General features: G+C 48.5%; 23 protein-coding genes. 1 reads left to right on the forward strand and 22 read right to left on the reverse strand.

The genetic code is table 11. The features are described from left to right. Positions 1 to 8: 8 nt before the first annotated feature. From A8140_RS11625 to A8140_RS11705, 17 genes are all read right to left on the reverse strand, one after another. A complete protein-coding gene (locus tag A8140_RS11625) occupies positions 9 to 1,124 on the reverse strand; it encodes a protein-glutamate methylesterase/protein-glutamine glutaminase (RefSeq protein ID WP_005531115.1) in 1,116 nt (371 codons plus the stop codon). A 29-nt stretch (positions 1,125 to 1,153) separates the two neighbouring features. Continuing rightward, positions 1,154 to 3,202, reverse strand: a complete 2,049-nt coding sequence (locus A8140_RS11630; RefSeq protein WP_005531114.1) for a chemotaxis protein CheA — start codon at positions 3,200 to 3,202, stop codon at positions 1,154 to 1,156. Positions 3,203 to 3,211: 9 nt separating this feature from the next. Continuing rightward, positions 3,212 to 3,952 carry a protein phosphatase CheZ gene (locus A8140_RS11635; protein WP_005531113.1) on the reverse strand — a complete coding sequence of 247 codons (741 nt, stop codon included), beginning with the start codon at positions 3,950 to 3,952 and terminating at the stop codon, positions 3,212 to 3,214. A 119-nt stretch (positions 3,953 to 4,071) separates the two neighbouring features. Then, a complete protein-coding gene (cheY, locus tag A8140_RS11640) occupies positions 4,072 to 4,440 on the reverse strand; it encodes a chemotaxis response regulator CheY (RefSeq protein WP_017635949.1) in 369 nt (122 codons plus the stop codon). Positions 4,441 to 4,485: 45 nt separating this feature from the next. Further along, positions 4,486 to 5,220, reverse strand: coding sequence for an RNA polymerase sigma factor FliA (locus A8140_RS11645; protein WP_005433165.1), 735 nt, complete (start codon positions 5,218 to 5,220; stop codon positions 4,486 to 4,488). After that, on the reverse strand, positions 5,213 to 6,100 hold the full coding sequence (locus tag A8140_RS11650; protein WP_033000094.1) for a MinD/ParA family protein: 888 nt from the start codon (positions 6,098 to 6,100) through the stop codon (positions 5,213 to 5,215). The genes A8140_RS11645 and A8140_RS11650 overlap by 8 nt, the downstream gene beginning before the upstream one ends. 14 nt (positions 6,101 to 6,114) lie before the next feature. Next, complete coding sequence (gene flhF / locus A8140_RS11655; RefSeq protein ID WP_005531106.1) at positions 6,115 to 7,626, reverse strand: flagellar biosynthesis protein FlhF; 1,512 nt, start codon at positions 7,624 to 7,626, stop codon at positions 6,115 to 6,117. 27 nt (positions 7,627 to 7,653) lie between these two features. Beyond that, positions 7,654 to 9,753: a flagellar biosynthesis protein FlhA gene (gene flhA / locus A8140_RS11660; RefSeq protein WP_005531105.1), complete on the reverse strand. Its 2,100-nt coding sequence runs from the start codon at positions 9,751 to 9,753 to the stop codon at positions 7,654 to 7,656. A 238-nt stretch (positions 9,754 to 9,991) separates the two neighbouring features. Beyond that, positions 9,992 to 11,122 (reverse strand): flagellar biosynthesis protein FlhB, encoded by a 1,131-nt coding sequence (gene flhB / locus A8140_RS11665; protein WP_005531101.1) that lies wholly within the window; start codon positions 11,120 to 11,122, stop codon positions 9,992 to 9,994. A 9-nt stretch (positions 11,123 to 11,131) separates the two neighbouring features. Next, positions 11,132 to 11,914 (reverse strand): flagellar biosynthetic protein FliR, encoded by a 783-nt coding sequence (gene fliR, locus A8140_RS11670; protein ID WP_005531099.1) that lies wholly within the window; start codon positions 11,912 to 11,914, stop codon positions 11,132 to 11,134. 8 nt (positions 11,915 to 11,922) lie between these two features. Further along, positions 11,923 to 12,192 carry a flagellar biosynthesis protein FliQ gene (fliQ, locus tag A8140_RS11675; RefSeq protein ID WP_005433008.1) on the reverse strand — a complete coding sequence of 90 codons (270 nt, stop codon included), beginning with the start codon at positions 12,190 to 12,192 and terminating at the stop codon, positions 11,923 to 11,925. 27 nt (positions 12,193 to 12,219) lie between these two features. Next, a complete protein-coding gene (gene fliP, locus A8140_RS11680; RefSeq protein WP_033000092.1) occupies positions 12,220 to 13,089 on the reverse strand; it encodes a flagellar type III secretion system pore protein FliP in 870 nt (289 codons plus the stop codon). Beyond that, complete coding sequence (gene fliO, locus A8140_RS11685) at positions 13,076 to 13,489, reverse strand: flagellar biosynthetic protein FliO (RefSeq protein WP_005531095.1); 414 nt, start codon at positions 13,487 to 13,489, stop codon at positions 13,076 to 13,078. Before fliO ends, fliP begins: the two co-directional genes overlap by 14 nt. Before the next feature lies 1 nt (position 13,490). Continuing rightward, the gene (fliN, locus tag A8140_RS11690) at positions 13,491 to 13,901 is read right to left on the reverse strand and encodes a flagellar motor switch protein FliN (RefSeq protein ID WP_005433003.1); all 411 of its coding nucleotides are present in this window, start codon (positions 13,899 to 13,901) and stop codon (positions 13,491 to 13,493) included. A 98-nt stretch (positions 13,902 to 13,999) separates the two neighbouring features. Beyond that, positions 14,000 to 15,046, reverse strand: coding sequence for a flagellar motor switch protein FliM (fliM, locus tag A8140_RS11695; protein ID WP_005433073.1), 1,047 nt, complete (start codon positions 15,044 to 15,046; stop codon positions 14,000 to 14,002). Positions 15,047 to 15,053: 7 nt separating this feature from the next. Continuing rightward, positions 15,054 to 15,554, reverse strand: a complete 501-nt coding sequence (fliL, locus tag A8140_RS11700) for a flagellar basal body-associated protein FliL (RefSeq protein WP_005531093.1) — start codon at positions 15,552 to 15,554, stop codon at positions 15,054 to 15,056. A 36-nt stretch (positions 15,555 to 15,590) separates the two neighbouring features. Continuing rightward, entirely contained in the window at positions 15,591 to 17,531 is a 1,941-nt protein-coding gene (locus A8140_RS11705) for a flagellar hook-length control protein FliK (protein WP_005531092.1), read from the reverse strand. A 261-nt stretch (positions 17,532 to 17,792) separates the two neighbouring features. Between A8140_RS11705 and A8140_RS11710 the strand changes: the two genes are divergently transcribed. Then, the gene (locus A8140_RS11710) at positions 17,793 to 18,107 is read left to right on the forward strand and encodes an NIPSNAP family protein (RefSeq protein WP_005531091.1); all 315 of its coding nucleotides are present in this window, start codon (positions 17,793 to 17,795) and stop codon (positions 18,105 to 18,107) included. A 36-nt stretch (positions 18,108 to 18,143) separates the two neighbouring features. Here A8140_RS11710 and fliJ read toward each other — a convergent pair whose 3' ends face one another. The 5 genes from fliJ to fliF form a co-directional block, all read right to left on the reverse strand. Further along, positions 18,144 to 18,587, reverse strand: a complete 444-nt coding sequence (fliJ, locus tag A8140_RS11715) for a flagellar export protein FliJ (protein WP_005433085.1) — start codon at positions 18,585 to 18,587, stop codon at positions 18,144 to 18,146. 6 nt (positions 18,588 to 18,593) lie between these two features. Next, a complete protein-coding gene (fliI, locus tag A8140_RS11720; RefSeq protein WP_005531090.1) occupies positions 18,594 to 19,913 on the reverse strand; it encodes a flagellar protein export ATPase FliI in 1,320 nt (439 codons plus the stop codon). 3 nt (positions 19,914 to 19,916) lie between these two features. Then, on the reverse strand, positions 19,917 to 20,717 hold the full coding sequence (fliH, locus tag A8140_RS11725; RefSeq protein WP_005531084.1) for a flagellar assembly protein FliH: 801 nt from the start codon (positions 20,715 to 20,717) through the stop codon (positions 19,917 to 19,919). Between the two features lie 114 nt (positions 20,718 to 20,831). After that, entirely contained in the window at positions 20,832 to 21,887 is a 1,056-nt protein-coding gene (gene fliG / locus A8140_RS11730) for a flagellar motor switch protein FliG (protein ID WP_005531075.1), read from the reverse strand. Then, positions 21,880 to 23,622, reverse strand: a complete 1,743-nt coding sequence (gene fliF / locus A8140_RS11735; RefSeq protein WP_005531069.1) for a flagellar basal-body MS-ring/collar protein FliF — start codon at positions 23,620 to 23,622, stop codon at positions 21,880 to 21,882. Before fliF ends, fliG begins: the two co-directional genes overlap by 8 nt. Positions 23,623 to 23,630 lie beyond the last annotated feature (8 nt).

Genomic DNA, 23,630 nt, shown 5'->3' on the forward strand with positions numbered 1-23,630 from the left:
GATCTTTCCTACGCTAAGCCCACTTCCACCAACATGCGCTCAGCAATGCGATCGAGTGGTAAGTCTTCAGTAGAGATGCCTGCTTTCGCAACCGCTTGTGGCATGCCATAAACCACACAGCTTTCTTCATCTTGCGCCCAAATGGTAGAGCCTGCAGATTTCAGCATGCGTGCACCTTCACGACCATCAGCACCCATGCCGGTCAGTACCATCGACAGAACTTTGTCGCCGTAGACTTTTGCTGCCGAGCCGAAGGTCACGTCAACACATGGTTTATAGTTCATTCGGTCGCCACCGTCGATAATACGAAGACGAGCAGCACCTGCACGACCGTCAACCATCATCTGTTTGCCGCCTGGGGCAAGATAAGCCACACCCGCTTGCAACACATCACCATCTTGCGCTTCTTTCACTTGGATTTTGCAAAGCGTGTTGAGACGGCTTGCAAACGCCGCGGTAAAAGTCGCAGGCATGTGCTGGATAAGCACGATTGGGTGCGGATAGTTAACTGGCAAACGGGTCAGAATTTTTTGTAGCGCGACAGGACCACCAGTCGACGTACCAATCGCCGTTAGCTGATACTTCTTACCTGATGCGCGGAATTTCGCTGCCATCGGACGGCTTGGCGCAGATGCAGTCGGCGCAGCATTGCGAGAAGCCAAAGGGCGCACTGTTGAACTGGTCGCCGTTGCAGCTGGTCGAGCAATTGGACGGCGCATAAACGCTCGTTTAGAAGCGATTTGAATCACACGCTGTTGAAGCAGTGATACCGCTTCATCACGGTTACGAGCAATGTCTTCAAATTTTTTCGGTAAGAAATCCAGCGCACCAGCGTCTAGTGCGTCAAGCGTTGCTTTCGCCCCATCGTGAGTCAGGGACGAAAACATCAGGATTGGCGCAGGAGATGCAGCCATGATTTCACGAACGGCAGTGATACCGTCCATGACTGGCATTTCAATATCCATTGTGATGACGTCAGGTTTCAGAGTTTTGGCTTTCTCAACCGCTTCTCTACCGTTAACCGCAACGTCAATCACTTCTAGGCGCGATTCTGAGTTGATGATTTCGCTTACGCGACGACGGAAAAAACTCGAATCATCAACGACTAGTACTTTAATCGCCATCTTATTCCTTTTATCGACTCCAGCTTCGCTTAGATGCGCGAAGCTGCAGCGTATTGCTTAAGTAGGTCTGGCACATCAAGAATCAATGCGATGTGGCCATCACTGGTGATCGTCGCACCTGCCATTCCTGGCGTGCCTTGCAATAGATTGTCTAGTGGCTTGATCACCACTTCTTCTTGGCCGATCAATGTATCCACAACAAAACCAACACGTTGGCTGCCGATCTGTACGATAACTACATGGCCGTGGCCTGTGCGCTCTTGAACACGAGGAGACTTAGAAGCCAACCAGTTCTGCAAGTAGAACAGTGGGATAGACTTATCACGTACGATGATCGTCAACTGACCATCCACCACGTTAGTACGGCTTAGATCTAAGTGGAAAATCTCGTTCACCGACGCCAATGGCAGAGCGAACGGATGACCGCCAACGCCGACCATCAGTGTTGGAAGAATTGCCAGTGTCAGTGGAACTTTGATAGTGATCTTAGTGCCCTTGCCCAGCTCTGAATCGATATCGATAGAGCCGTTTAGCGTATTGATCGCAGTCTTCACCACGTCCATACCTACACCACGACCAGAGATATCTGAGATCTTCTCTTTACTTGAGAAACCTGGCGCAAAGATCAGGTTGAAACATTCTTTGTCTGATAGACGCGCTGCCGCATCTTCGTCCATCATGCCGCGTTTCACTGCGATGCCACGAAGTTTGTTCGGATCCATACCGCCGCCATCGTCAACGATAGCCAGTTCGATATGATCGCCTTCTTGTGATGCCGACAGGATGACTTTACCAGTACGAGATTTACCGGCTTTCGCTCGGTCGTCTGGCATTTCGATGCCGTGGTCAACCGAGTTACGCACCAAGTGGATCAATGGATCCGCTAGCGCCTCTACTAGGTTTTTATCTAGATCGGTCTCTTCACCGCGCATTTCAAGCACGATGTCTTTATTTAGGTTACGCGCCAAGTCGCGAACAACACGCGGGAAACGGCCAAATACTTTCTTGATTGGCTGCATGCGCGTTTTCATCACTGCACCTTGAAGGTCTGCAGTCACGACGTCTAGGTTTGCTACCGCTTTCGACATTTCTTCGTCGTTGCTGTTCAAACCAAGGCTTAGTAGACGGTTACGCACCAATACAAGCTCACCAACCATGTTCATGATGGTGTCTAGCGTCGAAGTATCAACACGTACCGTTGCTTCCGCTTGTGGCTTCTTAACCGCAGGTGCTTTTGCTTCTTCTTTTACCGCAACCGGTTTTGCTTCTGGCTCAGGAGCCGGAGCAGGTGCTGGAGAAGGAGCAGCTGGCTCTGGCGATTTAGGCGGGTCTACTGGAGCAACATCTGATGCTGATGGGCTCTTACCCACACCGTGTAGCTCATCCAATAGACGTTCAAATTCATCATCAGTGATGTCGCCGCTGTCCGCTGCAGGCGCACTTGCCTGAACAGGTGCAGCTGGAGCTACTGGCGCCGGTGCAGACGCACCCGGAGCAGAACCTTTACCGTGCAGCTCGTCCAATAGCTTTTCAAATTCGTCTTGGGTGATTTCGTCAACAGAGCCAACGCTTGAAGATGCAGGAGCAGACTCAACTGGCGCAGCTGGTTGCTCGATGACAGGCTCAGGAATAACAGGCTCTGGCGTTACGACTGGCGCTTCAACTGTAGCGACGACTTCGTCTTCAGACTCAGGTTTGCATAGACGGTGAAGCTCTTCTAGCAACGCAGGATCTGCCGCGTCTAGAGGTTCACGATCTTGTACCGCTTGGAATTGATGGTTAACCGTATCAAGCGCTTTCAGCATGGTGTCCATCAGGCTTGGCGTCACTGAACGTTGACCGTTTCGCAACACGTCGAACACGTTCTCTGCACCGTGACAAGTATCCACCAGCTCCGCTAATGATAGGAAACCAGCACCGCCTTTCACTGTGTGGAAGCCGCGGAAAATCGCGTTTAGGAGATCTTTGTCTTCTGGATTGTTTTCCAGTTCAACAAGCTGCTCAGAAAGCAGCTCTAGGATTTCTCCAGCCTCAATGAGAAAGTCCTGAAGAATATCTTCGTCTAAATCGTAGCTCATACGTTACCTTTAAAATCCAAGACTGGACAACAAGTCGTCGACTTCGTCCTGCGACGAGACCGCATCTTCCCTTTGCTCAGGATTAAGAATTGGGCCTTCTGCTTCGCTTGATTGTTTTATCTTTTTATCTGACGGTTCTGGCAAAACTTGAGTCTGTTCTTCTGGTTTATTGCCAGAAAAGACGGTCAAGATCTCAACTAGGCGATCTTCCACTTCATTGACAAGCGTGATCACGCGACGAATGATTTGACCCGTTAAGTCTTGGAAGTCTTGTGCCATAAGAATTTCGGTCAGCTGACCGCGCAATTCAGTGCTATCACCTTCGACCTGAACCAACAGCTCATCAATACGATGGCAAAGCGCTTTAAAATCGCTTAATTCAATGCGTCCGTGCATGAGTTCGTTCCACTGAGGGCGAACTTGTTGAAGGCACTCATGCAGGTTATCGGCGATAGGCAAACAGTACTCTACCGCGTCCATCGTTTTATTTGCTGCTAACTCAGTTTTATCAATCACGTATTGCAGACGGTCTCTTGCATCAGGGATTTCCGCCCTGGCAATTTCTGTCATGCGTTGATCAATATTGAAGTGCTTAAGTGAATCATGAAGGTCGCGGGTTAATGTTCCGATTTCTTTTAACATCGGATTCCCATCACTTTCATATATCGAGGCAACAAGCGCATTCGCTTGATCTTGTTCCCCGCTTTCTAGCATCTGAACGAGCGACTTCGCCTGCTCTAGTGAGATCATCCTGAATAGACCCTTTTTTACGTTTAATTCTTCCTTTTCGCTTTTTTAGCGTCAAACGAGCCACCCTTTAGTATTAAGTATTAGGAGTGATGACTCGGTTAACTAAGAGAAAGAAAGAGTTATAAACGTTCGAAGATTTTATCTAGTTTTTCTTTTAGCGTTGCAGCCGTAAATGGCTTAACGATGTAACCGTTAACGCCTGCTTGAGCTGCTTCGATGATCTGCTCACGCTTTGCTTCCGCTGTGATCATTAGAACAGGTAGGTGCTTAAGTTCCGCATCCGCACGGATGTGTTTAAGCAGATCGATGCCTTGCATACCTGGCATGTTCCAGTCAGTTACAACAAAGTCGAAGTCACCTTTTTTCAGCATAGGTAATGCGGTTAAACCATCGTCCGCTTCCTGAGTGTTATTGAAACCCAAGTCACGAAGCAGGTTTTTAACAATACGGCGCATTGTTGAGAAATCATCAACAATAAGGATCTTCATGTTTTTATTCAAAATTGCCTCCACTGAATCGTAAAATCAGTGTGTTTAGTCATTTTGTGTCCACGCACTGAGCTTGGTGCGTAAACGTTGCATCGCTTGACTCAGTATTTGGCTTACGCGAGATTCGCTTACACCCAACACGTCGCCAATCTCTTTCAAATTGAGTTCTTCGTCATAATAAAGCGAAAGTACTAGCGCTTCACGCTCTGGAAGTTGTTTTATTGATTCAACCAGTGCTTTTTTGAACGATTCATCAGCAACGCCCTTAAATGGGTTGCTGTCATCGGTTTCATCAGCCGGTGAAATCACATCATCAGAGACGCCTAAATCTTCAATTCCCACCAGTTTTGAACAGTTTATGTCGGTAAGTGCACTATGATATTGGTCTAGTGTCATACCAAGATGCGCTGCTACTTCTGAGTCCGATGGGTCACGATTTAGTACACCTTCCAGCTCTGCGATCGCTTGGTTAATTTCGCGATTGTTCTTATGAACAGAACGAGGCACCCAGTCGCCTTTGCGAATGTCATCTAACATTGCACCGCGAATTCGGATACCTGCATAAGTTTCAAAGCTCGCACCTTTAGAACCATCATAATTCTGCTGAGCTTCGATAAGGCCGATCATGCCGGCCTGAATTAAATCTTCTACCTGAACACTCGGCGGTAAACGGCCTAACAGGTGATGAGCAATACGCTTAACCAACACCGAGTAACGTTCAATGAACGCCTGCTGGCTGTTAAATTTGCCATGTTGGTCATAGGTAATCGCTTTATTCACCAAAAGGGTCCTCTGTGAATTCAGTACGATTTAACAGTCTTTCGACAAAAAACTCTAGGTGTCCACTTGGTGCTTTTGGCAGTGGCCACGTCAGAGCTTTGTTCGCTAATGAGCTGATCGCTAAAGCCGCAGGAGAACGAGGGAATGCATCCACAACAATCTTCTGTCTTTTCACGGCTTGACGTACTTTGTCATCCAATGGAATACATGCTACGAGTTCAAGGCTGACATTCAAGAAGCGCTCTGTGACTAGTGTCAACTTTGCGAATAATTCTCTGCCTTCACGGTAGCTTCTGACCATATTTGCAACAACTTTGAAGCGCTGAACCTGGTGTTCTTTACTCAACAGCTTGATTAATGCGTAGGCATCTGTGATAGAAGTCGGCTCATCGCAGACAACAACCACAACATCTTGAGCTGCACGTGAAAAGCTAATCACCATGTCAGAAATGCCCGCTGCTGTATCAATCAGCAGGACGTCAATTTCTTCTTCAAGGCTACCAAATGCACGGATGAGTCCAGCATGTTGAGCGTGAGATAGCTCGGTCATGCTTTGTGTGCCAGAAGTTGCAGGGACTATCTTTATACCATAAGGGCCTTCAACAATCGCATCTTTTAGCTCACATTCACCCGCAAGGACATGCCCTAGGTTACGTTTTGAACGGATTCCGAGCATAACGTCCACATTGGCTAGACCTAGGTCAGCATCGAGAACCATCACCTTTTTGCCTTGGCGAGCCATACAGATCGCCAGACCCAGTGTTACGTTTGATTTACCCACGCCACCTTTGCCGCCAGTAACAGCAATTACTTTAGTCAATGATGGTTGTGTTAAGCGACGGAGGCCGCTTGCTTGATCGTGTATCATATTCTCAGTCATAGTAGTCCGCCGCCCTAGAGTCCTTCGCTGTCACTGTTCCAAAAGTGAGGTTCGTTCTCTGTCGACTTCTCTAACAGTTCATTTGCTTTCGCAATCATGTATTTTGGTTGTGCTATCACAATGTCTTCTGGCACGCGCTGACCATTGGCAATGTAGGCCACTGGCATCGCGTTCTGAATCACCACGCTGATGAATTCACCTAAACTCAACGATTCATCAAGCTTAGTCAAAATACAGCCCGACAACGGAATGCGTCGGAAATGATCCAGTGTTTCTTGTAGAACACGACGTTGTGCGGTAGCTGGCAAAACAAGGTAGCTGTGAATCACTTCTCCGCTCTCTTGCATTAGGGTATCAAGCTGCTCAGAGAGTCTTACATCTCGTTGCCCCATCCCTGCCGTATCGACCAAAATCAGTCTTCTGTTTCGTAGCTGATATATAACATCGGCTAACTCGTTAGAATCTTTAGCAACTCTTACGGGACAACCCATAATTCTTCCGTAAATTGAGAGCTGCTCATGTGCACCTATGCGATATGTGTCGGTTGTTACAAGGGCCACATTGTCGGCACCAAACTCCATCGCCGCACGCGCTGCAAGTTTTGCAACCGTAGTCGTTTTACCAACACCCGTTGGGCCCAGCAGTGCAACCACACCGCCACGCTTGAGGATGTCTTGTTTTGGAATGCTGATTTGATCCGCCACGAGAGAAAGCAGTGCCTTCCAAGCTCGCGCCGGTTTGGTATCTTCTGGAATGTAGCAAGCCATCTGGTCTGCAAGCTCAGGTGATACACCCATGCGTTCCAAACGCTTAATCAACATCGCACGCAATGGCTCACGACGCTCTACCTCTTGCCACATTAAGCCTGACACTTGATGCTCCAACAGACGACGAATCGACGTCATCTCTTCGCGCATGTTCTCCAGCTCACTTTCTGAATCTTCTCGCTCATCCGATGGACGACGACGGTCATAGCGCGTTGGATCCAACTTAGGCGTTGGGCGGTCGAATCGGTTATCTTGCGCAATCAACTTCGCCAATGGCGAGTCTGGTTGATAGGGCGCTGGCTTCTCTTGGTTATAGCTTTCACGGTGCTTATTTTGACGCTGCAGCAATGCCGACAAAGAGTCTTCGTTCTCTGCCACATGGTCATCGGATTCTGCTGCCCCGCCGCTGTATTGCTTGAGCATGTTGGCGAAACGTTGCGTCATTGAGCCTGATTTTTCGCTGTTTGCGTTTAGGCTAATTCTGTCTTCATCCAAACGGCGATCTTGATAACGCTCTGCTGCGGATGACGGCAATTGACGTTGTTCGCTATAACGATTTGGTTGAGCTGCGCCACGATTAGGAAGAGAGTGTGCTTGCGAAGTTGGTGCTGCATTCGACTCACCATCGATTGCCGCTACGATCTCTACACCGCCTGCCACTTTCTTATTCGACATGATCACTGCTTCTGCACCAAGCTCTTCTTTCACTTGGAGCAGCGCCGTTCTCATGTCTTTGGCAAAAAATCGTTTAATTTTCAAACTATAAATCCATTAATGATGCGCGGGTTAGTTGCCCACGGCTTGCACAATTCTGATCTGCTTTTCGTCCGGTATTTCTTGGTAAGACAGTACTCGGAGGTTAGGTATCGTGTTCTTAACGAACTTCGCTAATGTCGAACGCAATACGCCAGATGTCAGCAGAACCGCAGGCTCACCTTTAAGTTCTTGCTCTTGTGTCGCTTGGCTTAGGGAGGACTGAAGTCGCTCAGCCAATCCCGGTTCAATACCGGCAGATTCGCCGCCTGAAGCCTGCATGGTTTGATGCAATATTTGTTCCAGTTCAGGAATCAGAGTTATCACTGGTAGTTCAGGCTCTATACCATTGATTTCCTGAACAATTAGGCGTTTCAAACTGATGCGTACTGCGGCAGTTAAAATGTCAGGTTCTTGACTCTTACTCGAGTACTCCGCCAAGGTTTGTACGATGGTTCGAATATCACGAATTGGAATGGCTTCATTGAGCAAGTTCTGCAGCACTTTCACCACCACACCAAGCTGAAGTTGGTCAGGAACAAAGTTCTCAACCAGCTTAGGCGCACTGCGGCCGAGCATTTCCAATAGGTTCTGTACTTCTTCATGACCAATCAATTGTGACGCGTTGTTGGTCAGTAGTTGGCTCAAATGGGTAGCAAGCACTGTCGATGAGTCCACCACGGTGTAACCTAATGCTTGGGCATGTTCACGCTGCTCTTCACGAATCCAAACCGCTTCTAAACCGAATGCAGGGTCCATGGTCGGCTCGCCTTCAATCATGCCGTAAACCTGACCGGGGTTAATCGCCAGCTCTTGATCTGGGCGAATTTCTGCCTCACCCACGGCAACCCCCATCAAGGTGATACGGTAGCTGTTTGGTGTGAGTTCTAGGTTGTCACGGATATGCACCGCAGGAATCAGAAAACCGAAGTCTTGAGAAAGCTTTTTACGCACCCCTTTCACGCGCTCAAGCAGTTCACCACCTTGGTCACGATCCACCAATGGAATCAGACGATAGCCTACTTCTAGACCGATGATATCGACGGGTTGTACGTCATCCCACGACAATTCGCGTTGAGAAATCGGTTCGCTGCCATCTTCTGCTTTAGCGGGTAAAGCAGGCTCTTTGGCTTTTTGTTTTTGCTTCTTGTCGAGCCAGTAAGCTGCACCACCAGCAACAACCGCTAATGATAAGAACGAGAAATGAGGCATGCCCGGAACGATACCCATCACACCAAGGATGGCTGCAGTGATCATGAGGGCTTTCGGGTTGTCGAACATCTGGAAAATCAGCTGTTCGCCCATGTCTTCATCAGTATTTTGACGCGTTACCATCATCGCAGCCGCGATAGACAATAAAAGCGATGGAATTTGTGCCACCAAGCCGTCACCGATAGTCAGCAAGGTGTAGATTTGCATTGCTTCAGAGAAGCCCAAACCGTATTGCGCCATACCAATGGACAGACCGCCAATGATGTTGATGAACAGGATTAAAATACCTGCAATCGCATCACCTTTTACGAATTTAGACGCACCGTCCATTGAGCCGTAAAAGTCCGCTTCTTTGGTCACTTCAAAACGGCGTAAACGCGCTTGGTCTTGGTCAATCAAACCAGCGTTCAAGTCCGCATCGATCGCCATCTGCTTACCTGGTAAGGCATCCAAGGTGAAGCGAGCACTTACCTCAGAAATACGCCCCGCACCTTTGGTAACAACCATGAAGTTAATGATCATCAAGATTAGGAAGACCACCAGACCGACGGCATAGTTACCGCCGATCACCACGTTACCGAAGGCTTCGATTACGTTACCAGCCGCATTGCCCCCTTCATGACCATACAGAAGTACAACACGAGTTGAAGCAACATTCAGCGCCAAACGCAATAACGTCGCGATAAGCAGAACGGTTGGGAACGCCGCAAAGTCGAGTGGACGACGTGTGTAAACGGTCACTAATAACACCACCATCGCCAAGGCGATGTTAAAGGTGAAGAATAAATCCAGCAGGAATGCAGGTATAGGTAGCACGACCATTGCAAGGGTGGCCAATACCATAACAGGCGCACCAATGGCGGGCATGGAACGCTGTGGAATTCTTGGTAATTTATCTGCAAATGGCAGGCTTAACTTCATACTGCGAGGTGTCTCAATCGGTCTGGAGCATCACGTAAAGAAGCATGTGAGTACATACATGTAACTAGTATTACGCGACGGCTTTCGCCTAAAAGTTTAGGTATTGTTGTTGATTAGCACGATATAAGCAATGTGTGTACCATGATTAACGCCAAAATAATGACTGGTTGCTCAAAGAAATCACAATCCTTTGATCTAATGTGAATTTTTGTCTAATCACACCATGCAATTATTTTCATTAGTGACGATGTTCAGTTGGGATTGGTAAGTCGTAATCCTGAATTTTCGGTCGTTGCCCACCACGCTTACGGTACTGTTTAAGTTGGAACACAAACGCCAGAACTTGTGCCACGGCAGTAAATAAACCGTCTGGAATTTCCTGCTCTAACTCTGTGGTGTGGTAAAGCGCACGTGCCAATGGCGGAGCTGGCACAATGGTAATGTCGTGTTCACGTGCCACTTCTCGGATCTTCATCGCCATATGGTCGGTACCTTTGGCGATTACCACTGGCGCACGGTCGGTTTTCTGCTTATAACGCAACGCAACAGAAAAGTGCTCCGGGTTGGTAATAATAACGTCGGCCTGAGGCACATCGGCCATCATTCGACGCTGAGCCGCTTCCCGCTGCAACATACGAATACGACCTTTAACTTCCGGCTTACCTTCGGTCTCTTTGTATTCGTCTTTGATCTCTTGTTTGGTCATTTTAAGCTGATCAGCATGTTGCCAAATCTGGAACGGAATATCGATCGCCACGACGATAAGCAAGGAGCAACTGATCAGTAGGATGAAGTTGAGCAAAATATCCAAAGCGTGGAAGATATTTTGCGGGTACACATCCATGCTTAGCTGAATCAAATCCGCTTGCGAAGCTTGGATCAGATAGATCGCCATCCCCGTCACCAATGCGACTTTCAGAATTGATTTAATCAGCTCGACCCAACTCTGCATCCCGACCATGCGCTTTAAACCACTAAGCGGGTTCATCTTGGAGAGCTTTGGCATCGCCGCTTCGGCAGAAAAGCTAATACCACCGACGCCCGCTGCACCAATCATGGCGGCAACAAACAAAGTGATAAGAATAAGGAACAGTGGGAACAGCAGATCCGTCATCGCTCCAAAGGCAATATCGAATAGCTTCGCGGTATCGAAGATTTCATCACGAGTAAGATCAAACAAGCGACTCATAATTGAAAACAACGAGCGCGCCAAAGACTCGCCAAACCACATCAAGGCGATAGCGCCCACGATCAGCACGGATGCCGATGCGAGCTCTTTAGACCGAGCAACCTGCCCCTTTTCTCTGGCTTGTTGTAAACGTCGGGGTGTGGCTTCTTCGGTGCGTTCCTGACCGTCTGACTCTGCCAATCCAGCCTCCTAGCAATCCAAGCGAATGAGGTTACAAATCTGTTCCTCACCCACAGCCCAGAACAATTCATAATGACTGTACAAACCAGCCAAGATGTACCAACAAAGTAACAAGCCCACCATCAAGGCGAAAGCAAAACCAAGCGAGAAGATGTTCAGCTGTGGTGCAGCACGTGTCATTACACCGAATGACAAGTTAATCGTCAGCAGCGCGATAATGCCCGACAACGACATACTGAGTGCCGTCTTAAACATGATGCCAAGCCAACTCGCCATTTCACGGAAGTCGACCGCATTGAGCGAGCCGGACCCAATCGGCAAGGTTTTAAAACTGAACACCACCAATTGCAGCATTTTTAAATGCCCATCGGTAGCGAGGAAGAATATGGTCGCCAAAAACATAAACAACTGACCAAGCAAAGGCGTATTTTGACCGTTCGCAGGGTCCACCATCGAGGCAAAACCCAAGCTCGATTGCATACCCAAGATCTGACCAAGTAGAACAAAGGTTTGAATCATAAACTGGGTCACCATGCCCATCGCAACGCCAATAACGATTTGCTCTGCAATGGTCATAAAACCACGGAAAGAGAGTAATTCAATGTCTTGAGGCACGGCAGGAATCGCAGGCGCGACCGCAAAAGTAATCGCGAGACCAAGATAGAGCCGAATTCGAGGCGAGACGAAGCGTGCCCCAGTTACCGTCATCACCATCAACATGGCAGAGATGCGGGTATAGGGCCAAAAGTAGTTTGCGATCCAGTCGAGGACGATATGGGTCGGATACTCCATACGCGCCTCTAGTAAAGCACCTGTGGTAGGCGTTCAATCAAACCAAAGAAGTATTCCATCAACATCTGTGTCATCCAGTGGCCAAACAGCATCAGTGCCAACAAAGTGACAATCAAACGGGGTAAGAAACTCAACGTTTGTTCGTTGATAGAGGTTGCCGCTTGGAAAATGGCAACGACAAGACCGATAAGCAAACTTGGGATGATAATGGCACAGACCATGATCAGCACCATCCACAGTGCATCACGGAAAAGCTCGACAAACATTTCAGGAGTCATGTCTTACCCTCTTCTCTCTGTGCCAATCTAAAGGGCAAAACTGCCGGCGAGTGTAGACAATATCAGATTCCAACCGTCCACTAGCACAAACAACATCAGCTTAAATGGCAGCGATACGATCATTGGTGAAAGCATCATCATACCCATCGCCATCAACACCGAGGCAACAACCAGGTCGATGATCAAAAACGGCAGGAACAACATGAAACCGATTTGGAACGCGGTCTTGAGCTCAGAGGTAATGAATGCCGGAATCAACACTGCCATAGAGACATCTTCTGGGTTCGTTACCTGCTCACCAGACATGTTCACAAAGGTCTCTAGGTCTTTGATTCGTGTCTGCTTAAGCATAAAGGCTTTCATCGGAACTTGCGCAGCATCGAACGCTTGGCGCGCCGTCACTTGCTCATTCAAATAAGGCTGAATCGCGTTGTCATTGATCTCATTCAGAACTGGCGACATTACGAAGAAGGTAAGAAAGAGCGCAATACCAATGATGACTTGGTTCGAAGGCGTTTGTTGCAGACCCATTGCCTGTCGCAAGATGGACATTACCACCACGATACGGGTGAATGAGGTCATCAAAATCACCATCGCTGGCAAGAAGCCAAGCATGGTCATCAACGCAAGAATTTGCAGCGTGACCGAGTAGTCTTCGCTGCCATCAGCATTGGTCGTCATGGTGAAAGCGGGAATGCCTCCACCATTGCCCACCGACATGCTGCGGCTTGAGCCCGACTCGCTCTCCATGGCTTTTACTGTCACGCTGTCGCCTTGAGCGAGATTAGCAGGAAGCGCGGATTCCTCTGCTTGAGCAAACGAAAGCGAAGAAAACAGTACGCCAATCAGCAACACAAAGGTGCTGAGCATCAGGCGGATTGAGTTATCCTTTGTCATGTTTTTTTATTAGTTGGCTGAACTGGCTAGCAAAAGCACCGGAAGCCAACTCTTCCTCTTTCAATGGCGTTTCAAGTTTGGCAAGCGTTTGAATAGATTGGCTAGTGATGCCCACCAAAAACTGCTCTTCACCGACTTGGACGACCGCAATTCGTTCTTTCGTACCAACGGGTAGCTGACTAACAATGCGCAGCCCTTTTTGCTGACCTAGTGCTGGCACTTGCATGCGTTTCAACATCCAAGCAAGCAGAAGAATCACGCCAATAACCAACACTAATGAGCCCAGTGTTGTCGCCAAATCTAAATTACTTGGCGCGGCAGCAAATGCATAAGGAGCACTTAGCGTTAAGCCAAGTGCTCCTGTGATTTGCTTCAATCGAGTTTTGATTGAACTGCTCATATTAACGTAGCTTTTTGATGCGTTCAGTTTGGCTGATCACGTCGGTAAGACGAATACCAAACTTATCGTTGACGACCACGACTTCGCCGTGTGCAATCAAAGTGCCGTTCACCAATACGTCGAGCGATTCACCCGCAAGGCGATCAAGTTCGACAACCGAACCTTGGTTCAACTGCAGCAGGTTACGGATGCTAATTTGTGAACGGCCCACTTCCATCGAAATGGTGACTGGGATGTCCATGATGGTGTCGAGCTTACGACGCTCATCATCCGTGATTGGGCTAGAGGTGTCTTTCAACTCTTCCAGTGGCGCTGCCAATACTTCATCAACATCAATTGAAGGTGCAGACGGGTCTTCGCCAAGAGCAGCTGCCCATTCGTCTGCTAGCTTTTGATCGTCACTTGGTTCCATTTTTCTGTCCTGTGTTAAACCTTACTTGCGCCCTATTTCTTCCTTCATGACCGTTTGTTTGAGAGTCAGAAGCGAGGCGATGGTATTGAGTAAGGGTTTTAATCGTCTTTATCGTCGTCGTGCTCAAGTTCAGACATGATGTCTTTACCCAAGAACGCTAAATCGGTTTTTACAACGTGAGGGCGTTCAATCTCTTCGGAGATTTGTACCGCCATCTTATCTTCGGAGCGACCCATCTTCACGCGGTAAGTCGGTAAATCTTCGATGAACATGGTCGCGTGCTCAGGCATCTCAATCGGGATGACATCGCCTGGTTGAAGCTCCATCAAATCGCGCAGAGAAATGTCTTTCTCCAGCAAGTTCACGCGGAAGTTAACTGGGCAATCCATGATCTCTTCACGCAGTGCAGAGCTCCAACGAACGTCGGTTTCCATCTTGTCAGACTGAACACCCGCATCGAGCAATTCACGGATCGGTTCCACCATTGAGTAAGGCATGACCACGTGGAAATCACCACCGCCGCCATCGACTTCAATGTGGAATGAGCTCACCACAATCACTTCGGTCGGGCTCACGATGTTGGCCATGCTCGGGTTTACTTCGGAGTCGAGATACTCGAATTCCACACCCATCACTGGTGACCACGCTTCTTTGTAATCTTCGAAAACAATTTTCAGCAGAAGCTGGATAATGCGACGCTCAGTTGGGGTAAATTCACGACCTTCAATTTTGGCGTGGAAACGACCATCGCCACCAAAGAAGTTCTCTACCAGAATAAACACTAAGCGTGCTTCCATGGTGATCAGCGCCGTGCCTTTTAGTGGACGGAAGCGCACCATGTTCAAACTTGTCGGTACGTACAGCGTATTTTGGTATTCACCAAACTTCATCATCTGTACGCCGTTAATCGACACCTCAGCGGTTTTACGCAACATGTTAAACAGGCTGATTCGCATGTGTCGGGCAAAGCGCTCGTTGATAAGTTCGAGCGTCGGCATCCGACCACGGACAATCCTGTCTTGAGACGAGAAGTCGAAACTGACGGCACTCTCGTCGCCGGCATCCATGGGTTCATCAACGTCATCAACGTCGTCAACCCCGTGCAGTAGCGCATCAATCTCGTCTTGGCTTAATAGATCGGTCACGTTATACCTATTGAATTACAAAATCTGTAAACAGTACTTTTTCAATCACTGGCTTACCCACCGCAGCATTCAACGCCGCTTTGATGTCATCAGAAGCACGGTCTCGCAATTCAACACGACCGGTTGGTGAACGCAGTTGCTCTACCGTCGCAGAAGCAAACGTCGATAGCAGTGAGCTTTCAATCAGTGGAGAGTGATAACGAGCTAGTTGCTCATTCTCACTGCCGCGCACCATCAGCTGGGCTTTGATTTGTACTAGTCTGTCACGACGGTCACCCGTCACATTAAAAATAAACGGTTGTGCGATGTTCACATACGCGATTGGCGCGGCTGCCGTTTGCACTTGTGTTTGCTCCGCTTGTGCGGCTTGCGCAGGTTCATCAGACCCCATCAAAAAGAAGGCTGCTGCACCACCACCGAGGAGCAAAACCACCACTGCGATAATGATGATCAGTAACTTACTTTTTCCTTTTGGTGCATCTGCACCTTGTAGCTGTTCTTCTGCCATTACTGTCTCTTATTGTTCTGTTTTTAGGCCGCTATCTTATGCGTAAAAACTAATTCCATCACGCTTTGAAACCACATTCAAATCAAGATTCGTGTCGGCATCAAAGTTTTCATCTGACTGACCAGAAAATCCACGACCTTGAGAGCCTTGACCGTTTTGTTCCGCATTCGCGTAACCACTTTGTTGCTGACCACTACTCTGTTGTTGAACCGAAGAATCTGCCAATTGCATGCCTTGCTGAGCCAACATCTCTCTCAGGCGAGGTAAGGTTTGTTCAATCAAGTCACGCGCTTGTGGGTTTGCCACCGTAAAATGAACATTAGCGAGATCGTTGTTCATTGTCATGCGGATCTGCATACGACCAAGTTCTGGCGGATCAAGACGGATATCGAGGTTCTTTAAGTTCTTCGACATCATCATTTGTACTTTCTCAGCCACTTGGTCATTGGCCAGTTCTTTGGTTAGTTGAAACGGTAACTGTGCTTGCTGGGCAGCATCGACACGAGCTTGTTGCTGAGCTGTCACGCCTTGTTGACCCGCAGCCGCTTGAATTTGTCCCGCCAAACCATGTTGTGGGTCAGGCTTATCTTGCTTATTCGTTGCACCTTTCAATGCGCCTGCAGCAAGTCCAGCATTCATCACTTTCTTACTCAGCTCTGCACTAGAAGCCGCCTGCGCTGATGTGTTTAAATTCGCTGCCACTAGTGCTTCTGGCATTGCAGATAACGCTGCTTTGTCAGCATTTGGGGATGCTGCTACCTGCGCACTCGCTTGAGCTGCAGCGTGCTTCATGTCCTGCGTGACTAGCTGATGAGCCTGTTGGGCGGCCACTGTTGAAGCGGCGACACGAGTTTGGTTATGGGCAGCTTGATGCTCTGCCATCGCAACTTTGACATCACTTGGTAAAGCTACGAATTGCGCTAATTCTTGTACCGGAATATCAGCCACCAGCTCACCCGTTTTTAGCCCTTCAATCACATCAAGTTCTTGCTGAGACAGTGGCTTTCCTTGAGCAAGTTTAGTGTCGATGACTTGCAGCTCATCCAGTGAGATACGCTGTACGTCCGCAACCTCGGTATTCGTTGTCTGTGCATCTGCTGGCAATACAGATTGTAGCGCTTCAGTTCCCGCTAACACCTGGGCGACTTGAGAGCTTGGTGAATTCCAGTCAATTTGTGTAGAAGCAGTACTCTGCGCCACGTTGCTTGTTTGTGCATTTGGTGAAACCTCTACCGCTGTTGCAATAGGTTTACCATTTGCATCCAATGTTACTTTTTCTGCAGCACGGATTGGTAAAACATCACCTTGCTCGACAGATTTCACCGAGGTTGATACCGCTTGTTGATCTGAAGTAACCACATGGTCTTTGACTTGTTGAGAGGCACCTTGGGTTTGGGCTGCCTCTGGTGGCAATGCTTTGCCGCTATCAACCAATTGCTCATTAGGCTTAAGCGTTTGGTTTGCTTGCTCTATGCGACCCAATAACTGCTGTCCCTCTCCCATTGCACTTTTTACTTGAGAATCGGAGGCTTGATCAGCGACATCAGCTTTACTCACTTTCGTTTCACTTGGGCTTGTGTCGTCTGATGAATTTGATGCCTTAACATTGCTAGAAGAAGCGGCATTTTCTGAGGATTCAACAGAACTATTCGTCGCTTGTTTCCCTTCCCCTTGAGCAAGCAACTCATCGGTTGATTCTGTCGAGGTCGCATTGCCTGTATCTTGCGCGACTTTTTCTTGGCTCTCACCTTGTGAGTTCTGGGATACCACCTTCCCAGCCTCCTCCGAAGTTTCTGCAGCAGCGTCTGGTGTATCAGATTTTGCGACCGCTTTTTCGGCTTTTTGTGAATCAGTGAATACCCCGGCTAAGGTTTCAAAAAAACCTTTGCTTTCAGGGTTTTCTGCATCAACTTTATTTGAAGAATCGGAAACCGACGCCTTATTGGTTGCAGAAACATTGGATAAATTCACATTCATATAGAAACTCTCGTCATCGGCAGCGTTGAGCAAGCCGCTGTCGGATTGCACATGGGCGGCAAACTTAGGTCAAAAGACCCGATACTGACGGATAAATTGCAAAAATCACGCCAACGCTCAGCGTGGATTTTCTGACGGTACGAATCAGGGATACTGATGGAACAAAGATCAAACTTGCAGCAGACACAAAGGCCTTTGCAATTTGACTGGCGGTTCGTTAGAAAGTAAACAGAGACCTTGCTCAATCAATAAGGAATCGCTTTGAAAGTCACAGAACTCCGCCAATATAAAATTAAAACTGGCAAAACTGAACAATGGTTAACGTGGATGAAAGACGAGTTGCTGCCCTACCAACGCTCCAAAGGCATGCGTGTCCTAAACACCTATGTTCACACTGGTGAAGATGGGCATGATTACTTTGTCTGGTTACGTGAGTTCGACAGTGAACAAGCGCGACAAACGATATACGCAGAGACTTACAATGAGTGGTGGATTAGCGTGATTCGACCAAAAGTGTTTGAGTTGATAGAGCAAGACTCCGTCAAAGTAACCTTGCTTGAATCAGTAGAGATGTAACCAGCAGCACTAACGCAATATAACGATGAGAAATGCTTAGAAACGTTGCGGTTTTCGGCTGTAAAGCAAGGTAGAAAACTCATCCATTTGTTTTTGTTCACGCTTCGCTTCCGCCATTTGCTTTTCTTTCTCGCGCTTTTCAATCATCCACTCGTAAGACATCCGTTCTTTACGCATGTTTAACCAGTAATCTTGGCAGTTCACCACCTGCTCTTTAAAGTGGTTTTCTGCCTGTTTTTGCTTGGAAAGCGTTTCATCGAGCTGAGTTAAAAAGCGGTTTAAGTGGCCGTATTGGCTTGCGGTGAGTCCCGCCATACCGCGGTCTACCAACTGCTGACAGTAATCTAAGCGGTACTTTTCAATTTGCTCTACTTGGCGGTAGTAATCATCTAGCTCTGAGCGTGCTTTGTTGAGCGCCAACACCGCTTGGTCTTCGCGTTCTTTTGCTTGCTCGAGTAGGAATTCCATCGCGTTATTCATACACTATTACCCACCCAAGATGCTCTTCAACATGTTGACGCACATGTCATAAGGCACAGACTCTTTCATGCGCTGCTGCAAGTATTCGTCCAGTTTTGGCTTGAGGGTAAATGCGCCATCGATAGCAGGGTCAGTCCCCGGTTTATAAGCGCCAATCGACACCAAATCTTGGTTCTTGCGGCAAATCGACAACACCTGACGCACCGCTTTCGACATCAACACGTGCTCTTCTGTGGTGATTTGCGGCATAACACGGCTCACCGATTTCTCGACATCGATGGCTGGGTAGTGACCTGCATCCGCCATTTCACGAGATAAGACAATGTGACCATCGAGGATCGCACGTGACGCATCGGCGATCGGATCTTGCAGATCGTCACCTTCGGTCAGAACGGTAAAAAATGCGGTGATCGAACCTTGATCATCACCACCGTTACCTGCGCGTTCCACCAAGGCTGGCAGTTTAGCAAACACCGAAGGCGGATAACCTTTGGTTGCAGGCGGTTCACCCACAGACAATGCAATCTCACGCTGCGCTTGAGCAAAACGCGTCAGAGAGTCCATCAGTAGAAGAACATCTAATCCTTGGTCACGGAAGTATTCGGCAATCGTCAGTGCCGTTTGGCAGCCCTTCAAGCGCATCAAAGGTGAAGCATCGGCAGGTGCAGCCACCACCACAGAACGGCGGCGTCCGTCTTCACCCAAAATTTCTTCGATGAATTCTTTTACTTCGCGTCCACGCTCACCAATCAGACCAACGACAACAACTTGCGCCGTCGTGCCTCGCGTCATCATGCCAAGAGTGACCGATTTACCCACACCAGAACCGGCAAACAGACCGATACGTTGACCTTTACCTACCGTCAGCAAGCCGTTGATGGCTTTTAAGCCCACATCAAGTGGCTCAGAAATGGGCTTACGCGCTAGTGGGTTAATTGGCTCAGCATTGAACGAAGCACAGTGATCGGTATAAAGCGGGCCGAGTCCATCCAGTGGGTTACCCACACCATCAATCACACGGCCTAGCAGCTCCATACCAACAGGCAAACCCGCCTCACTGGTCAACGGCGTCACTTTCGCGCCCGGTAAGATGCCTGTGATTTGCTCACTCGGCATCAAGAAAAGGTTATCACCAGAAAAACCCACCACTTCCGCTTCCATATGACCGGACATGGTTTCGACCAAACACAAACTGCCAATCGGAGCACGACAGCCTGTCGCTTCCAAGGTTAAGCCAACAACACGTACAAGCTTGCCTGAAGCAACCGGACGCGTAGTTAAGCCTTCAACTTTGTAGTTTTTTAAACGATCGGCCAAGGCTTGCATGGACTACTCGCCCCCTTGATGACGATTTGCGCCACAGAAGCTGTTCAATACGCTTTTTATGCGTTCTTCCATGCGGTAATTGATGCTCGATTCACCAGCAGCAATTTGTACATCACCACGGTTCAATGAAGGCTCCGACACCAAAGTCCAATTACGGCAATCAAGCTCTTCTTCGCCGTATGCAGAGCGAATGATCGCCACATCGTCGGGGTTCAGATGTAAGGTAATTGGATGACCAGAAATAGGCAGCGCTTCTACAGACTGCTTCACCGTATCGAGAATAATTTGAGGATTGGTTTGCACTTCCACATGCACAACTTCTTTGACTAGGCACAGCACCATATCCACCAGCTGCTTTTCAACCTGAGCGTTCATCAGCTCCAAAGGTTGAGCGAACTGGTTGGCCAAGTTCATAAAGGTTTCCACCTGCTGCTGAATGTACTCCTGCCCAGCGGTAACACCTTCCGCTTTTCCGAGTTCGAGACCTTCTGCATGACCGGCTTGAATGCCTTCTTCTTTGCCTTTGTCGTAACCTTGCTTGAAGCCCGCTTCTTGACCTTGATACAGACCTTCTTGATAAGCGCCTTGCTTGATCAACTCAATCTGTTCTTCTGTCAGTTCAAGAACTTGCTCTTCTTCTGGTTCGTCAAAGTTTGGCACCCAACCTGGATCGTAGTTAAACGCAGTTTGTTTGGCTTGTTTTGCTTTCGGCTCACCGTAATCAGGTAACCCCCAGCGCTGCGGTTCGATCATCGCATCGTCTTCATCAGGACGGATAAATCCACGTTTTCTATCGCCAGCCATGCTTAACCTACAATCTGTCTATGTTGAAATTGATTTTGAAAATAAAGTGCTTTGAAAAAGTGCATTACTACAGAAGTGCGCTCCTCCCGCCTAAACAGGAGGAACAAGAAAGGATTATAAGAACTCCTCTGCGCCGCCAGACAGCATGATTTCGCCAGCGTCTGCCATACGACGAGCAATCGCCAAGATTTCTTTCTGCGCCGCTTCTACGTCTGCTACGCGAACCGGAGGCATTGCTTCGATATCGTCGCGCATCATCTCAGCGGCACGTTTAGACATGTTCTTGAACACTTTCTCACGTAGAGAATCGTCGGCACCTTTAAGTGCTCTTTGCAGAACGTCTTGAGGAACGTCACGCAGCAATTTCTGAATACCTTGGTCGTCCACTTCCACCAAGTTCTCGAATACGAACATAAGATCTTGGATTTGTGTAGCCATGTCTTCGTCTTGGTCGCGAATCTGCTCCATCAAAATACCTTCGACGTTGTTGTCTAGGTAGTTCATGATTTCTGCTGCTGCCTTCAGGCCGCCAATCTTCGCCGCTTGTGCACCCGCTTGACCCGCGAACTGCTTCTCCATGATTTCGTTCAGCTCTGCCAGTGCTGATGGCTGAACTTCTTCTAGGTTGGCAATACGCATCATCAGATCCAGACGCACACGCTCTGGGAACTGAGAAAGGATTTCTGCCGATTGGTCCGCTTCCAAGTACGAAAGTACGATGGTTTGAATCTGCGGGTGTTCGTTGACGATGATACTTGCCACTTGGCGAGGATCCATCCACTTCAGTGAATCCAGACCTTTCGAGCCAGTACCCAATAGGATTTGGTCAACCAAGTTGTTTGCTTTATCCTCACCCAGAGCAGCCACTAGCGCATTACGCATAAAGTCTTCGCTGCCCATACCGATGTTGGTGTATTTCTGGATGTCTTCTAGAAACGCGCGATGCACACCAGACACTTTGTCTTGGCTTAGGTCTTTCGCTCGCGCCATTGCGCTACCCACACGCTGAACCTGTTTTGGTTCTAGGTGACGGATGATGCCAGCCGCGTCGTTTTCGTTCAGGCTCAGCAGCAAAATCGCCGCTTTCTCTTCGCCTGTCATGCTAGAGACATCAAACTCCGCTGGCAAACCTGCGCCGTTTTCATCTTGAGGTACGATATCGTTAGCCATTTTCGTTCATCCAGTTTTTCACAACTTGAGCAGCAAGCTCTGGCTCGTTTGCCACCAGAGCACGTACTGCTTTGAGTACATCTTCATCTTTGTGCAGGTTAGGCAGATCAATGCTTGAACCAAACTCAAACAGTTCACCGCTTTCGATGTCGCTACCAATCAGGCTGGTTTCGCCATCCGCACCAATTGGCAAGCCATCTGGCCCGTACATTTCGTCTTCGTCGCCACTTGCTGGGTTGAGCAATTTCTTCATTGCAGGGCGAACCAGAACCAAGATAACCACGATAATCACTAGCGCACTTGCAAACCAACGAACCCAATCGTTGAAGTTTGGATGTTCCCAAATTGGTGGATCAACCATTTGCTCAAGCTCTGGCTCGGCAAACTTCACACTCAGTACATTAAGCAGGTCACCGCGATTCTCATCAAAGCCGACGGTACCGATCAGCACTTGGCGAATCGCGTTGATTTCAGATTCTGATAGCGGCGTGTACGTCACCTCACCCGTATCTGGGTTTACGGTGCGACGGTCTTTGATCGCTACCGAAACGGTCTGACGAGCCAACGTGCCAGTTTGCTTGCGTTCATGACTGATGGTGGTATCAAGCTCGAAGTTACGCGTCGATTCTTTACGTACCGAGCCTTGACCAGTCAATGTGCCGTCTTTCATCTGCGCCACATCTTGAGGAATAGACGCATCCGCTGGCGGTTGGTTACTCAATGCACCTGGAATGCCCGCAACCATGTTGCCGTTGTTGTAATCTTCCAGCGCATATTCACTGCGCGTAGACGGCGTATTCGGATCGAAGTTTTTACGAGTTTGCTCGACGGTGCTGAAATCCATCTGGATATCTACCTGAGCAGTGTAGTTACCAAAACCTAGAATAGGCAGAAGTACTGAATCAATCTTTTCGCGCAGCGCTTGCTCTTGGCTGCGTTCTAGCTCTTGCTCTTTACGACGTGCAGCAGATGCTGGGTCTTGGGAACCTGAGCTCAGTAGACGACCGTGTTGATCGGTTACCGTAATACGAGAAGTCTTCATTCCCGGAACAGCACTCGCCACCATATCAACGATGGAATCCACTTCTTGTTGTTTCAGGTTTGCGCCTGTAGAGAGCGTCAAAAATACCGAAGCAGACGCTTCTTGGTTGTGACGAACAAACACGCTGTGTTTTGGTAGAGCGAGAAGAACACGCGCTTTACGCACCTGCTTCATCTCTTCGATGGCTTGCGCAAGTTGGCGCTCACGACTGAGCTTCAAACGCTCTTGTTCCAAGCGCTGTGATACACCAAAGCCCATGTCTTGCAGCAGAATGTCATCGCCCGCCTCTGTTGCTTGGTTAACACCTGCACGCACCATGCCTAGCTTAATCGAGTTGTAATCGCTCGATTCAACCGAAATAGTATTGCCATCTAGCTTGTAATTGATTTTTTTCTGGTCGAGGTAATCCAGCACAGGGATCAGTTCTTCGGTTTCGTATGCACCAAGTGGGCGCATTTCCGGTTCTTTCACCCAGAAGAAAAGCATTACGATTAACGCAACACAGATAGAGATGGACAGCACTAATACGACCTGACGAAGTAAATCGAGGTCTCCCACTGCCATATCGAATTTTGACGCACTGCGCTCTTCAAGATCTGGGTTTTGGCTATCCACATCCAAATCTGAGCCAGCGATCAGTGCACCATCTGCGCCGCCATCAGTGACGGTTAAATCTGTTGACTTGTCTGCCACACTTATTA

This window comes from Vibrio campbellii CAIM 519 = NBRC 15631 = ATCC 25920, assembly GCF_002163755.1.
Classification (GTDB): Bacteria; Pseudomonadota; Gammaproteobacteria; order Enterobacterales; family Vibrionaceae; genus Vibrio; species Vibrio campbellii.